Consider the following 13,933-nt stretch of genomic DNA (forward strand, 5'->3'; position numbering starts at 1 on the left):
AGGGACGGTGGCGCGCCGGTGTTACATCAGAACTTGAAGTTCAGCTGAGCCTGGTAGCCGCGGCCGTTCTTGTACATGCCGATCGGCGCGTACTTGACCTCGTTGTACCAGTAGTAGGTCGAGTCGAGCAGGTTGGTCGCGCTGAAGCTCACGCTCATCCAGTCGTTGATCTCGTACGAGGCGGTCAGATCCAGCTGCTTGTACTCGTCGGTGAACACCTGCGAGTTCAGGCGGCCGACCTGGGTGAAGTACTTGGAGCGGTAGCTGTAGTTCACGCGCACCATCCACGGACCGTTTTCCCAGTAGGGGATCACGTTGTAGGTGTTCTTCGACAGGTACGGCAGGTTCAGGCCGGTGCTGGCGTCGGCGGTGGCGTAGGTGTAGTTCGCCTGCAGGCCGAAGCCGTAGCCGAACGCCTGCTGGTAGTTCAGCGAGGCGCCCTTGACCTTGGCGTCGGAGGCATTGACCGGCGAGCTCACCGTGTACAGGCCGCTCACCCCGGACACCGCATCGGTCAGCTGCTGCTGCGTGGTGGTGGTGACGATGTACGAGCTGATGTCGCGGTAGAACAGTTCCGCCGACAGCATGCTGGACGGGGCGAAGTACCACTCGGCGGCCAGATCGTAGTTGGTCGACTCGTAGGGCTTCAGGTCCGGGTTGCCGCCGCTGGCGGTCAGGTTGCCGTTGCTGCTGTTGATGGTGAACGAGCCGGCCAGGTCGCCGTAGCGCGGACGCGCCATCACCTTGGCCACGGAGAAGCGCAGCACCTTGTCGGTGTCCAGATCGTAGGCCAGGTTGAAGCTCGGCAGCGGCTTGTAGTACTGCTTGGTTACCTGGGTCTGGTTGTAGGTGGCGCCGCCGTCATTGCTCTGCCAGTACAGCGACTTGTCCTTGGTGTCCACGTAGCGCACACCCAGGTTGCCGCGCCACGCGCCGGACTCGAAGTTCAGCTGCGCGTACAGGTCGCTGGTGATTTCCTTGACGTCGAACGAGGAGCCGTAGTCGATCTTGTACGGACCTTGCGGCTGGCCGCGCAGGTAGCTGATCACCGAGTTGAGGTTGGCGGTCGACCAGTTGGTCAGGTCGCCGCTGGCGCCCAGGCCGTCGTACAGGCCGCTCGGGGTGGTGCCCGGGCTGAAGTCGGTCAGCGACACCGCGTTGGTGGTGTTGATGCGGTTGCCGCGGGCGTCGACGCCGTTGTCGTGGTTGATGTACTTGTAGCCGAGCTGCAGCTTGTTCAGCGGACCCCAGTCCAGGTCGCGCGCGGCGTCGAACTGGAAGTACTTCTCCTTGTCCGTGCTCTTGGCGTAGTAGATGCCGCCGGCCTGCATCGCCGAGGCGGCGGTGGAGCCGGGCGCCAGGCCGGCCGGCGAGCCGACCAGGCCCCAGTTGGCGGCGCTGCCGTTGTCGTAGTTGACGTCGGTGTGGCTGCCGTCGTAACCGAAGTTGTAGCCGCCGTCCTTCAGCAGGAACTTCATCAGGTATTCGGGGCTCTTGCCGCCGGTGGCCTCGGTGGCGCCGGCCTGGGTGGTGAACACCCACTTGTCGCCGTAGAAGTCGTGGCGCAGGTTCAGGCTCTTGGTGGTGACGGTGCTTTCGCGGTAGTTGGTGTCCAACTGCGCGTACGGCTGCCTGCCGTTGCCGGCGCCGTCGGTGACCGTGGCCTGGGTGATGTAGCCGTTCTGCACCGTGGCGCTGGTGATCTTGTCCTGGTCGCCGCAACCCGGACAGACGTAGCGCGATTCGCTGAAGTTGTTGTACTTGCCCTTGATGTAGATGCCGGTCAGGTTGAACTCGTTCTGATCGTTCGGCTTCCACTGCAGCGCGCCCTGCAGGCCGTTGCGCTCGCGGGTCTGCTGGAAGAAGGCACTGTTGATGCCCACCGGAATCTTGGCGGTGGCGACGTTACCACCGTCGCCGGAGATGCGCGCGGTCGGCGGGATGCCGGCGCCGGTGTTGTAGCCGAAGAACTCGATGCCGGCGCGCGACAGGTCCTGCTTGTCGTGGGTGGCGGAGATCAACGCACCGAAGGTCTCGTCGTCGTTCTTCCAGCTCCACAGCGCCGAGCCGCGCGGATTGCCTTCTTCCGAACGGTCGTTGTAGTTGTAGCCGATCGAGCCGCGGATGGTGTTCTTCGGCAGGTCCAGCGGCTTGCGGGTGTGCACGATCACGGTGCCGCCGATCGAGCCTTCGTCGATGCGCGCTTCCGGGGTCTTGTAGACCTCCATCAGGCCGATGATTTCCGGCGACAGCAGGGTGTAGTTGAAGGTGCGGCCGCTGGTGTCGGTCGGGTTGCCGCCCCAGTCGCCCGAGGCGATGGTCTGGCCATTGAGCAGCACGCGGTTCAGCGCCGGGTCGGTGCCGTTGATGCTGACCTTCTCGCCTTCGCCGAACTGGCGGTCCACGCTGATGCCCGGCAGGTGCGCCAGCGACTCGGCGGCATTGGTGTCCGGGAACTTGCCGATGTCTTCGGCGCTGATCGCATCGACGATGGAGTTGGCCGAGCGCTTCACCGACTGGCTCTTCTCCAGCGAGGCGCGGTAGCCGGTGACGGTGATGGCATCGAGTTGCTGGACGTTCTTGGAATCCGCGCTGGCGGAAGCGGGCGCTTCCTGCGCGGCGGCGTTACCGGACAGGTACAGCGCGGCCATGATGCTGATGGCTAAGGTAGTGGTGCGGCTATTCATTGGCTAAACCTCTGGGTGAGTACTTGGGCATGAGGTGCCAACCGATGTTCCGGCGTGCTGGCCGCTGCCCGGCCTTGTGGATGGCGCCGCGCCTGGTGGCGCTGCGCGGATCGCATCTCGATGCGCGTCGTCCGGTCGCTGACGCGGAAGTAGCCAACCGGCGGCATCGAGGGCGCCGGTTCTTCCTGTGTTCCTGCAGGTAACAACCAAGTCCAGCAATGAAGCAGTGCACCGTGTTGCCTGATCCGGGTGCGGCTGCGCCCGTGCCCGGCATCGGGCGTGGTCTCGTCGGTTCGGGGGATGCCGGTCGCAGCGTCAGCGCGCGTCCTGCCACTTGGCGCGGGAGGAGCGGCGAAGCGTCGCTGTGTCTGAATCCCCTGAACGTGGCATGTCTTGAAGTTGTAAAACTTGTGTGAGCCGAGTCTGTCGTAGCGCTGACAGCGTTGTCAACACCCGTTTCACACGATTTTGACGATCGCAATCGAGCCTGGCCGGGGTAGCTTTCCCGAGGCTTTCGCGGCCTCTCGGAGGCCTGCTCTAGGTGCTTGTCTACAAAAGAAAACATCGCCCGGGGCGGTGGCGGGACCCGCGCCGAGGTCGGGAGGCCCCGCCGCGGCAAGGGGCTGCCGGGTTAATCGACGTGTGGCAAAAATTTGTGCGATGCGGCGAAATTTTGCGACGGGTGTTCACCCATGCAATGTGTCTTTGTGGTCGACCATACGCACTGCAAGGCGATCCGCCCCATGACGTCGGCCTGGTGAAGACAAAACGACAAACTGGTGAAATTCATCTTGACAACGTTGTCAAGGTGGTCCGACACTCGATCAATAGGCCGAATCGGCGTGCGCCTGCTCTGGCGCAACGGGAGAAGACGTGTCCGCAAGCAGTTCATCAGTGGCAGCGGCCGTGCCGCGCGCCGAGCCCTTCATTGCTGCCGATGTCGGCGGAACCCATGTCCGGATCGGCCTGGTCGCGCGCGCTGCAGGCGCTGGCCCGGCGCCGTCGGTCGACGTGCTGGACTATCGCAAGTATCGCTGCGCCGATTATCCCGGCCTGGCCGAAATCATCGGCGAGTTCCTCGCTCAGGTGCAGGGGCCGAAGCCGACCCGCGGCGTGATCGCCAGCGCCGGTTATGCGCTCGAGGATGGACGCGTCATCACCACCAATCTGCCGTGGACGCTGTCGCCGCCGGAGATCCGCGAAAGGCTGGGCCTGAAGGCGCTGCATCTGGTCAACGATTTCGAGGCGGTGGCGTATGCCGCGGCGTCGATGGACGCCAGCGAAGTGCTGCATCTGACCGGGCCGCGCACGGCGCAGCGCGGGCCGGCGCTGGTGATCGGCCCGGGCACCGGCCTCGGCGCTGCGGTATGGATCCCGACCCACGGCGGCGCCGTGGTGCTGGCCACCGAGGCCGGCCACGCCGCGCTGCCGATCGGCAACGACCTGGAAATGGCCTTGGCGCAGCGGCTGCTGCGCGACCGTTCCTATGTGCCGATGGAGCATTTCCTGTCCGGCCCGGGCCTGCTCAATCTCTATCGCGTGTTGTGCGAACTGCGTGGCGCCACGCCCGCGCTTGCCGTACCGAGCGACATTACCGCGGCCGCGCTGGCCGGCAACGATCCGCTGGCGCACGAGGCGCTGTCCGCGTTCTGCGGCCTGCTCGGCAGCGTGGTCGGCGACATGGCCCTGCTGTACGGCGTGCAGGGCGGCATCTATCTGGCCGGCGGCTTCCTGCCGCAGATCGGTGCCTTCCTGTCCGCCAGTCCGTTCGTCGAGCGCTACTTGAACAAGGGCGCGATGCGTCCGGCGCTGGAACAGATTCCGGTGAAGCTGGTCGAGCATGGCCAGCTCGGGGTGATCGGCGCGGCGAACTGGTTCCTGCAGCAGCGCCACTGAGGCGCCGGGCGCGGCTTCGCCGACACCGGTCGTGTCCGGCGGCTGGCGTGCGCGCCGAGCGCATCGCGCAGGCTTGTCTAGGGCATGCCAACGGCGCCTGTGCCACCGCCAGCGCGTCTACAGGGCACTGCTGATACGACGGGACGTGTCTTGTGGGGACGGCTTCAGGCGCGCCCCTGGGTCGCGGCTTAACCGCACCTCCAAACACTCCGTGACGCGCCCTGTAGGAGCGGCTTCAGCCGCGACGGGCGTTCCCGGTAAGCCTGTCGCGGCTGAAGCCGCTCCTACGCGACTACGTCATGCGTGGCAGAAGCAGGTTATTAGAGGTGCCCTACAGGCTGGGGCGCAGTCGCAGCGGGTAGCTGCATCCGTTCCGATACATACATATAAGTAGGAAGCACGCCGACCGATGTCCAGGGGGCGTCGCGTCGCCTCCCGTGGCGCGCCAACGCCCGCGGCGCTTCGGGCATCGCGTCGCCGTTTCCCTGATCGCGTGCGCTGACCTACAGGTCGCCGTGATGCGCCTGCAGTGCCGCGATCGCGGCCAGGCCGGCGGTTTCGGTGCGCAGGATGCGCGGGCCCAGGCGCAGGCCGACGAAGCCGGCCGCCTGCAGCGTGGCGCGGTCGCGCGGCGACCAGCCGCCTTCCGGGCCGATCGCGATGGCCGCTGCGCCGCCGTCGAGCTGCAGCGTGCGCAGCCGCTGTTCGCCCTGCGGATCGAGGGTGAGTTTCAGCGTCGTGGCGGCCACCGCCGCCGCGGCCTCGGCCAGCGCCAGCGGCGCGCTCAGTTGCGGCACGCGCGCGCGGCCGGACTGTTCGCAGGCCGAGATCACCACGCTGCGCCAGTGCGCCACGCGCTTGTCCACCCGCGCCGCATCCAGCTTCACTTCGGTGCGTTCGGCCCACACCGGCACGATCGCGGCGACGCCGAGCTCGGTGGCCTTCTGCAGGATCAGGTCCATCTTCTCCCCGCGCGCCACGCCCTGCAGCAGGGTGATCGCCAGCGGCGACTCGTTGTCCGCCGGTCGCGCCGCGGCGATGCGTACGCTGGCGTTGCGCTTGCCGGTCTGCAGCAGTTCGGCGTCGTAATCGCAGCCGTCGCCGTTGAACAGCACGCACGGATCGCCTTCGCGCAGCCGCAGCACGCGCAGCAGGTGGTTGGCGACGTCCTCCGGCAGCGTCACCTCGGCGCCGGCGTGCAGCGGCAGGTCCACATGGCAGCGGGTCAGGCGCATGCCACCGCCTCGTCGATCGCCGCCAGCGTGGTCTCGGCCAGCAGCGCCAGCTGCGCGGCGTCCACGCAGTACGGCGGCATCCAGTACAGCACGTCGCCGAGCGGGCGCAGCACCACCCCGCGTTGCAGCGCGGCGCGATAGGCGTGCAGGCCGACCCGCGCGGAGGCGGGGAAGGGCGTGCGTTTGTCGCCGTCGTGGGTGAGTTCGAAGGCCACCACCATGCCGGCCTGGCGCACGTCGGCGACGTGCGGATGCTCGGCGAACGGCGCCGACAGCGCGCGCATGGTCTCGGCGGTGCTGCGGTTGCGCGCGATCACGTCGTCCTCCTGCAGGATCCGCAGCGATGCCAGCGCCGCCGCGCAGGCCAGCGGGTTGCCGGTGTAGCTGTGCGAATGCAGGAACGCGCGCTCGCGGCTGTCGTCGAGGAAGGCGTCGTACAGGTGCTGGGTGGCCAGCACCGCCGACAGCGGCAGGAAGCCGCCGGTCAGGCCCTTGGACAGGCACAGCAGGTCCGGCATCACCCCGGCCTGCTCGCAGGCGAACAGGGTGCCGGTGCGGCCGAAGCCGGTGGCGATCTCGTCGGCGATCAGGAACGCGCCGTTGGCGTCGCACAGTTCGCGCGCCCGGCGCAGATAGGCCGGGTCGTGCATGCGCATGCCGCCGGCGCACTGCAGGCGTGGTTCCAGGATCACCGCGCAGATCTCGCCGGGATGGCGGTCGAACAGGTCGGCCAGCGCATCGGCGGCGGCATCGGCGCGTTCGCGCGCGCTCTGCCCGGGTGCGGCCTGGTAGGCATCGGGCGAGGGCGCGAACAGCGCCTCGGCCAGCAGCGGCGCGTACACCCGCCGGTACAGCGGGATGTCGCCGACCGCCAGCGCCCCGATGGTCTCGCCGTGGTAGCCGTTCTCCAGCGCGACGAAGCGGGTGCGCCCCGGCTCGCCGCGGTTCTGGAAATAGTGGAAGGCCATCTTCAGCGCCACTTCCACGCCGGCCGAGCCGTTGTCGGCATAGAACACCTTGGCCAGCGGCGCGCGGCCCTCCTGGCGCGGCGCCAGCGCCAGCAGCTGTTCGGCCAGCAGCACCGCCGGTTCGTGGCTGAAACCGGCCAGCATCACTTGTTCCAGCTGGGTGGCCTGGGCGGCGATGGCCGCGGCGATGCGCGGCTCGCCGTGGCCGAACAGGTTGGTCCACCAACTGCTGACCGCATCCAGGTAGCGGCGGCCGCCGTGGTCGATCAGCCAGGCGCCTTCGCCGCGGGCGATCGGCAGCAGGGGCAGGGTGTCGGGGTGCTCGCGCATCTGCGTGCACGGGTGCCAAAGCACGGCCAGGTCGCGCTGGCGCCACGCGTCGGCCATCTGTGCTGCGGTCAGGTCTGATAGCATTTCGCGCTCATGAACAGGTTCTTCGCTCCGCGCATTCTATCGACCGACGCCGCCCGGCGCCGCAGGGTGCCGGCGTGACCCGTCCGTTACCGATCATCCATGCGGTGCGCGAGCGCAGCGAATCGGCCACCGAGCGCCGGGTCGAGGAGCTGGACCTGGAGTTCAGTAACGGCGAACGCCGCGTGTTCCACCGGCTCAAGGCGCCGGGCCATGGCGCGGTGGTAGTGGTGCCGATGCTGGATGCGCAGACCGTGCTGCTGGTGCGCGAATACGCCGCCGGCGTGCACCGCTACGAGTTGGGCCTGGTCAAGGGCCGCATCGATGCCGGCGAGACCCCGCTGCAGGCGGCCGACCGCGAACTCAAGGAAGAGGCCGGCTACGGCGCGCGGCAGTTGCGCGTGCTGCGCGCGATGACCCTGGCGCCGACCTACATGAGCCACCAGTCGTGGCTGGTGCTGGCGCAAGATCTTTATCCCGAACGACTAGCCGGCGACGAGCCGGAGGAATTGGAAGTGGTGCCCTGGAAACTGGCTGAATTGGATCAACTGATGTTGCGTGAGGATTTCTCCGAGGGGCGTTCGCTGGCGGCGCTGTTCATTGCCCGCGAGTGGCTGGGTCGCGCCGAATGATCCGTCTGACCAGTGATTTGCGCGAAACCGTGATCGCCATCGCCATCGATGCCGCCGCGGCGATCATGTCGGTCTACGCCACCGGCTTCGAGGTGGAGCACAAGGCCGACACCAGCCCGTTGACCCAGGCCGATCTGGCCGCGCACCAGATCATCGTCGAGGGCCTGGAACGGCTGACCCCGGACCTGCCGGTGCTGTCCGAGGAATCGGCGCAGATCCCGTGGGAGGTGCGCGAGCACTGGACCACCTACTGGCTGGTGGACCCGCTCGACGGCACCCGCGAATTCGTCAAGCGCAACGGCGAGTTCAGCGTGAACATCGCCCTGATCCACCAGGGCGCGCCGGTGTTCGGCGTGGTCCAGGCGCCGGTGGACGGCCGCGTCTGGCACGCGGTGCGCGGCGAGCAGGCGTACCGCCGCGAAGGCTTCCGCGATACCGCATTGAACACGCGGCGGCCGGCCACCGCGCCGCTGCGGGTGGCGGCGAGCCGCTCGCACCGCGATGCGCGCACCGATGCGCTGCTGCAGCGCATGGGCGAGATCGAACTGGTCGCACAGGGCTCCTCGCTGAAGTTCTGCCGGATCGCCGACGGCGACCTGGACGTGTACCCGCGCTTCGGCCCGACCTCCGAGTGGGACACCGCCGCCGGGCAGTGCGTGCTGCAGGCCGCCGGCGGCGCGCTGCTGGCCGCCGCCACCGGCAAGCCGTTCCGCTACAACCGCCGCGAATCGCTGCTCAACGGCGATTTCGTGGCGCTGGGCGATGCGGCGCTGCCCTGGCGCGACTGGCTGGGCTGAGCCGCGTCGCGAGCGCGCGCTGCACGGCGTGCGCTCTGCCACACTAGGCGGCAGGCGGCGACGGTGCCGTCGCATCGGACCCTGCCCGTGACTCCAGCCCGCTACGACCTTCCCGCCCTGCTCGACATCATGGCGCGCCTGCGCGATCCCGCGCAGGGCTGCCCGTGGGACCTGGAGCAGGACTTCGCCAGCATCGCCGCCTACACGATCGAAGAAGCCTACGAAGTGGCCGATGCGATCGATCGCCAGGACCTGGCCGGGCTGAAGGACGAACTCGGCGATCTGCTGCTGCAGGTGGTGTTCCATGCGCAGATGGCGCGCGAGCAGGGCGCATTCGGCTTCGACGACGTGGTCGCGGCGATCTGCGACAAGATGGTGCGGCGCCACCCGCACGTGTTCGGCGACAGCCAGGTGGCCGATGCCCAGCAGCAGACGCTGAAGTGGGAAGAGATCAAGCGCGCCGAGCGCGCTGCCGCCGGCGAGCGCGACGGCTCGGCACTGGCCGGCATCGCGCGCGGCCTGCCGGAATGGCAGCGCGCACTGAAGCTGCAGTCGCGCGCGGCGCGGGTCGGCTTCGACTGGCCCGGCCCGGCGCCGGTGCTGGACAAGGTGCAGGAAGAGCTGGAGGAAGTGCGCGCGGAACTGGCGCATGGCGCCGCGGCGGATCCGGCGCGGTTGCAGGACGAGATCGGCGACCTGCTGTTCGTCTGCGCCAACCTGGCGCGGCACGCCAAGGTCGACGTCGGCGCCGCGCTGCGCCACGCCAACCACAAGTTCGAGCGCCGCTTCCGCGCGATGGAGCGGTTGGCGCAGCAGGACGGTGGCGCGCTGGATGGCCTGGGCCTGGCGCAGCAGGAGGCGTACTGGCAGCGCGCCAAGGACGAAGAACGCGCCGCGGCCGGATGAAGACCCTGCTGCTGTTCGCGCTGACCGCGGTCGCGGAAATCGTCGGTTGCTACCTTCCTTATCTCTGGTTGCGCGAACAGCGCAGCGCCTGGCTGCTGTTGCCGGCCGCAGGTAGCCTGGCGGCCTTCGTCTGGCTGCTGACCCTGCACCCGGCCGCCAGCGGCCGCGTCTATGCGGCCTACGGCGGCGTCTATGTCGCTGTTGCGCTGCTGTGGCTGTGGACCGTGCAGGGCATGCGCCCCACGCGCTGGGACCTGCTCGGCGCCGGCCTGTGCCTGGCCGGCATGGCCGTGATCATGTTCGCGCCGCGGCAGGCCTGAGGCCGCTCCCACAGGCGCTCGCGGCGAACGCGGCGGGTGCCCTGTGGGAGGGACTTCAGTCCCGACGCATTGCGTCATCGGAACGCGCGCCACATTGCGCGTCGTGGCCGCATGACAGTTGAGCCCCCGCAGGACTCGTCCCGGCGTGATGGGCGGTGCCTTGCGGCCGCGAGACATGTCTTCTTCGCACCGCGGCAGGGCTGAGGCAGCTCCCATAGGGACTTGCGGCGAACTCGGCCTGTGCCCTGTGGGAGGGACTTCAGTCCCGACGCATTGCGTCATCGGAACGCACGCCACGTCGCGCGTCGTGGCCGCATGGCGGTCGATTCCCGCAGGGCACGTCCCAGCGTGATGGGCGGTGCCCTGCAGCCGCGAGACGCGTCATCGTTGCGCCGCGGCAGTCCTGAGGCCGTTCCCACACGCGCTTGCGGCGAACGCGGCGGGTGCCCTGTGGGAGGGACTTCAGTCCCGACGCATTGTGTCATCGGAACGCACGCCACGTCGCGCGTCGTGGCCGCATGGCGGTCGATTCCCGCAGGGCACGTCCCAGCGTGATGGGCGGTGCCCCGCAGCCGCGAGACGCGTCATCGTTGCGCCGCGGCAGGGCTGAGGCCGCTCCCGCAGGCGCTTGCCGCATCGCGGACATGCCTGGTGCGGCGCTGCCCTCTCCTGCATGAGTACCCCCAACGTCTGCACCCGCGTGCCATGGCTGCGGGCTGCGAGCGGACGCCCACGTTCCCGGCGTATGCTGGACGCCTGCGTCGCCTCGGGAGGGCCATCGCATGCGCCGTTTCGCCAGCTTTCGCGAGTTCTACCCGTTCTATCTGAGCGAGCACCGCCATCCGCTGTCGCGGCGGCTGCATTTCGTCGGCAGTCTCGGCGTGCTGGCGAGTCTGCTGTTGGCGCTGTGCACCGGCCAGCCGCGCTGGCTGTGGGCGGCGCCGGTCTGCGGCTACGGCTGCGCCTGGATCGGCCATTTCGTGTTCGAGAAGAACCGCCCCGCCACCTTCAGGCACCCGCTGTACTCGTTCGCCGGCGACTGGATGATGTTCAAGGACATGCTGCTCGGCCGCATCCGCTGGTGACCGGCGCCTGCGCGAACGCTCGCTATACTGCGGATTCGATTCCTTTTCTGGTTAATGGAGCAACCTGATGCCGTCCACCTTCTTTCTCACGCTGGTGATCCTGTTCTTCGGCGTGGTGGTGCTGTTCAAGACCGTGCGCATGGTGCCGCAGGGATTCCAGTGGACGGTGGAGCGCTTCGGTCGCTACACCCACACCCTGTCGCCTGGCCTGCACTTTTTGATTCCGTGGGTCTATGGCGTGGGCCGCAAGGTCAACATGATGGAGCAGGTGCTGGACGTGCCCAGCCAGGACGTCATCACCAAGGACAACGCGGTGGTGCGCGTGGACGGGGTGGTGTTCTTTCAGGTGCTGGATGCCGCCAAGGCCGCGTATGAAGTGTCGAATCTGGAGATCGCCACCATCGCCCTGGTGCAGACCAACATCCGCACCGTGATCGGCTCGATGGACCTGGACGAGTCGCTGAGCCAGCGCGAGACCATCAATGCGCAACTGTTGAACGTGGTCGACCATGCCACCAATCCGTGGGGCATCAAGGTCACCCGCATCGAGATCCGCGACATCCAGCCGCCGCGCGACCTGGTCGATGCGATGGCCCGGCAGATGAAGGCCGAGCGCGAGAAGCGCGCGCAGATCCTCGAGGCGGAGGGCTCGCGGCAGTCGGAGATCCTGCGCGCCGACGGCGAGAAGCAGGCGGCGGTGCTGGAGGCCGAAGGCCGCAAGGAGGCGGCGTTCCGCGACGCCGAGGCGCGCGAGCGCCTGGCCGAGGCCGAAGCGCGGGCGACGGCGATGGTGTCCAAGGCGATCGCCGAAGGCGACGTGCAGGCCATCAACTACTTCATCGCGCAGAAGTACGTGGAGGCGTTCAAGGAACTGGCCACCGCGCCGAACCAGAAGTTCGTGCTGATGCCGATGGAGTCCAGCGGCATCATCGGCTCGATCGCCGGCATCGCCGAGCTGGCGCGCGAGGCGTTGAACAAGCAGGCCACCCCGCCGGCAGTGCCGCGCGTGCCGCCGCGCACCGGAGTCTGAGTCATGCGCATTGAGGTGGTGGCCTGGGGCGCCCTGACCTTGTTGCTGTTCGCGGCCGAATCGCTGGCGCCGGGCGCCTTCATGCTGTGGATGGGCTTCGCCGCCGCGGCGGTGTTCCTCGCCGTGCTGGTGCTGCCGGACATCTCCCTGCTGCTGCAGGTCGGCGCGTTCGTGCTACTGAGCTTCGTCTCGATCCAGGTGTACCGCACCTGGTTCCGCAACCGCGGCCGGACCAGCGACCAACCGCTGCTCAACCGCCGTGCCGAGCAACTGATCGGCCGCGTGGTGACCCTGGACCAGCCGATCCAGGGCGGCCGCGGCCGCGCCAAGGTCGACGACGCCTTCTGGGTCGTCGGCGGCCCCGACCTGCCGGCCGGCAGCACCGTGCGCATCGTCGGCGTGGACGGCATGACGCTGCTGGTCCAGGCGGCTTGAAAGCGGCGATTGGGGATTCGGGATTGGAGATTGGTGCCGCGAGTGCGCGGCACCTCTGCCTTCCCAATCTTCCTGCGCGTAGGAGCGGCGATCAAGCGCGAGTCCTTCGGCTCAGGACGGCCGCTCTTGCGAATCCCAAATCCCGATTCCCCAATCCCCGGCCCTTCTGCGGGTCGCGGCTGAAGCCGCTGCTACGGTAGCGGCGATCGAGCGCCAGTCCTTCGGATCCAGGACAGCCGCTCTTACGATTCCCCATTCCCGATTCCCGATTCCCGATTCCCCATTCCCGATTCCCGATTCCCCAATCCCGGCTCCCTGCCAGCGATAATGGGGGACTTTTCTCACGGACCCGCGCCATGACCCAGAAGACCATCCTCAACGACAGCCACCGCGCCCTCGGCGCCAAGATGGTCGACTTCGGCGGCTGGGACATGCCGATCCACTACGGCTCGCAGATCGACGAGCACCACCAGGTGCGCCGCGACGCCGGCATGTTCGACGTCAGCCACATGACCGTGGTCGACCTGCATGGCGAGCAGGTCCGCGCGTTCCTGCGCCACCTGCTGGCCAATTCGGTGGACAAGCTGAAGGTGCCGGGCAAAGCGCTGTACACCTGCATGCTCAACCCGCAGGGCGGGGTGATCGACGATCTGATCGTCTATTACATGTCCGATGCGTTCTTCCGCCTGGTGGTCAACGCCGCCACCCGCGCCAAGGACCTGGCCTGGATCGGCGAGCAGGCGCAGGCGTTCGGGGTGCAGGTGCGCGAGCGCGACGACTACGCGATGATCGCGGTGCAGGGACCGAACGCGCGCGCCAAGGCGATCGGCCTGCTGCGCGAGCAGGACCGTGCCGCGGCGCAGAAGCTCGGCCGTTTCGCCGCGCTCGAGGCGACCTCGGTCGACGGCGTGCCGCTGTTCGTCGCGCGCACCGGCTACACCGGCGAGGACGGCTTCGAGATCGTGCTGCCGCAGCAGCAGGCACCGGCGTTCTGGGAGGCGTTGAGCGGCGCCGGGGTCAAGCCGGCCGGCCTGGGCGCGCGCGACACGCTGCGCCTGGAGGCGGGCATGAATCTGTACGGCCAGGACATGGACGACACCGTGTCGCCCTACGAAGCCGCGCTGGCCTGGACCGTGACCCTCGACGAGGACCGCGACTTCATCGGCCGCGCCGTGCTCGAGGCGCAGAAGGCCGGCGGCGCGCCGCGGCAGATGATCGGCCTGGTGATGGACGAGAAGGGCGTGCTGCGCCACGGGCAGAAGGTGCTGACCGCGAACGGCGACGGCGAGATCCTGTCCGGCACCTTCTCGCCGACGCTGGGCAAGGCGATCGCCTTCGCGCGGGTGCCGGCCGGCGAGCCGGGCGCGGTGCGCGTGGACATCCGCGGCAAGGAAGTGCCGGTGCGGGTGGTCAAGTTCCCGTTCGTGCGCGAAGGCCAGGTCCAGCCCGGCGTGCTCGGCTGAGTTCCGTCCGCCGCGCGCGACTTCTTCCCTAAGCTCGCGGTTCGCTACACTAGACCCCCATCCTCGAT

12 protein-coding genes are annotated in these 13,933 nt (G+C 68.3%); 9 read left to right on the forward strand and 3 right to left on the reverse strand.

The features are described from left to right. Positions 1-26: 26 nt before the first annotated feature. Positions 27-2,687 (reverse strand): TonB-dependent receptor, encoded by a 2,661-nt coding sequence (locus tag NKJ47_RS07265; RefSeq protein ID WP_254460819.1) that lies wholly within the window; start codon positions 2,685-2,687, stop codon positions 27-29. An 873-nt stretch (positions 2,688-3,560) separates the two neighbouring features. On the opposite strand from NKJ47_RS07265, the gene NKJ47_RS07270 reads away from it, so the two are divergent. Beyond that, entirely contained in the window at positions 3,561-4,583 is a 1,023-nt protein-coding gene (locus NKJ47_RS07270) for a glucokinase family protein (protein ID WP_254460820.1), read from the forward strand. Between the two features lie 503 nt (positions 4,584-5,086). Here the strand turns inward: NKJ47_RS07270 and NKJ47_RS07275 are convergent. Beyond that, positions 5,087-5,818 carry a 16S rRNA (uracil(1498)-N(3))-methyltransferase gene (locus tag NKJ47_RS07275; protein WP_254460821.1) on the reverse strand — a complete coding sequence of 244 codons (732 nt, stop codon included), beginning with the start codon at positions 5,816-5,818 and terminating at the stop codon, positions 5,087-5,089. After that, positions 5,809-7,200 (reverse strand): adenosylmethionine--8-amino-7-oxononanoate transaminase, encoded by a 1,392-nt coding sequence (bioA, locus tag NKJ47_RS07280; RefSeq protein ID WP_254460822.1) that lies wholly within the window; start codon positions 7,198-7,200, stop codon positions 5,809-5,811. Before bioA ends, NKJ47_RS07275 begins: the two co-directional genes overlap by 10 nt. A 74-nt stretch (positions 7,201-7,274) precedes the next feature. On the opposite strand from bioA, the gene nudE reads away from it, so the two are divergent. The 8 genes from nudE (at position 7,275) to gcvT (ending at position 13,865) form a co-directional block, all read left to right on the forward strand. Further along, positions 7,275-7,829 (forward strand): ADP compounds hydrolase NudE, encoded by a 555-nt coding sequence (gene nudE, locus NKJ47_RS07285; RefSeq protein WP_254460823.1) that lies wholly within the window; start codon positions 7,275-7,277, stop codon positions 7,827-7,829. Continuing rightward, positions 7,826-8,626 (forward strand): 3'(2'),5'-bisphosphate nucleotidase CysQ, encoded by an 801-nt coding sequence (gene cysQ, locus NKJ47_RS07290; RefSeq protein ID WP_017912917.1) that lies wholly within the window; start codon positions 7,826-7,828, stop codon positions 8,624-8,626. Before nudE ends, cysQ begins: the two co-directional genes overlap by 4 nt. A 129-nt stretch (positions 8,627-8,755) precedes the next feature. After that, positions 8,756-9,532, forward strand: a complete 777-nt coding sequence (gene mazG, locus NKJ47_RS07295; RefSeq protein ID WP_254461364.1) for a nucleoside triphosphate pyrophosphohydrolase — start codon at positions 8,756-8,758, stop codon at positions 9,530-9,532. Continuing rightward, complete coding sequence (locus tag NKJ47_RS07300; protein WP_254460824.1) at positions 9,529-9,852, forward strand: YnfA family protein; 324 nt, start codon at positions 9,529-9,531, stop codon at positions 9,850-9,852. Before mazG ends, NKJ47_RS07300 begins: the two co-directional genes overlap by 4 nt. Positions 9,853-10,634: 782 nt before the next feature. Continuing rightward, positions 10,635-10,937 carry a DUF962 domain-containing protein gene (locus NKJ47_RS07305; RefSeq protein ID WP_254460825.1) on the forward strand — a complete coding sequence of 101 codons (303 nt, stop codon included), beginning with the start codon at positions 10,635-10,637 and terminating at the stop codon, positions 10,935-10,937. Positions 10,938-11,004: 67 nt separating this feature from the next. Further along, complete coding sequence (locus tag NKJ47_RS07310; RefSeq protein ID WP_254460826.1) at positions 11,005-11,967, forward strand: SPFH domain-containing protein; 963 nt, start codon at positions 11,005-11,007, stop codon at positions 11,965-11,967. A 3-nt stretch (positions 11,968-11,970) separates the two neighbouring features. Continuing rightward, positions 11,971-12,402, forward strand: coding sequence for an NfeD family protein (locus tag NKJ47_RS07315; protein ID WP_254460827.1), 432 nt, complete (start codon positions 11,971-11,973; stop codon positions 12,400-12,402). A 356-nt stretch (positions 12,403-12,758) separates the two neighbouring features. Next, entirely contained in the window at positions 12,759-13,865 is a 1,107-nt protein-coding gene (gene gcvT, locus NKJ47_RS07320) for a glycine cleavage system aminomethyltransferase GcvT (protein WP_254460828.1), read from the forward strand. The last annotated feature ends 68 nt before the right edge of the window (positions 13,866-13,933 follow it).

The organism is Xanthomonas sacchari, assembly GCF_024266585.1.
GTDB lineage: Bacteria > Pseudomonadota > Gammaproteobacteria > Xanthomonadales > Xanthomonadaceae > Xanthomonas_A > Xanthomonas_A sacchari_C.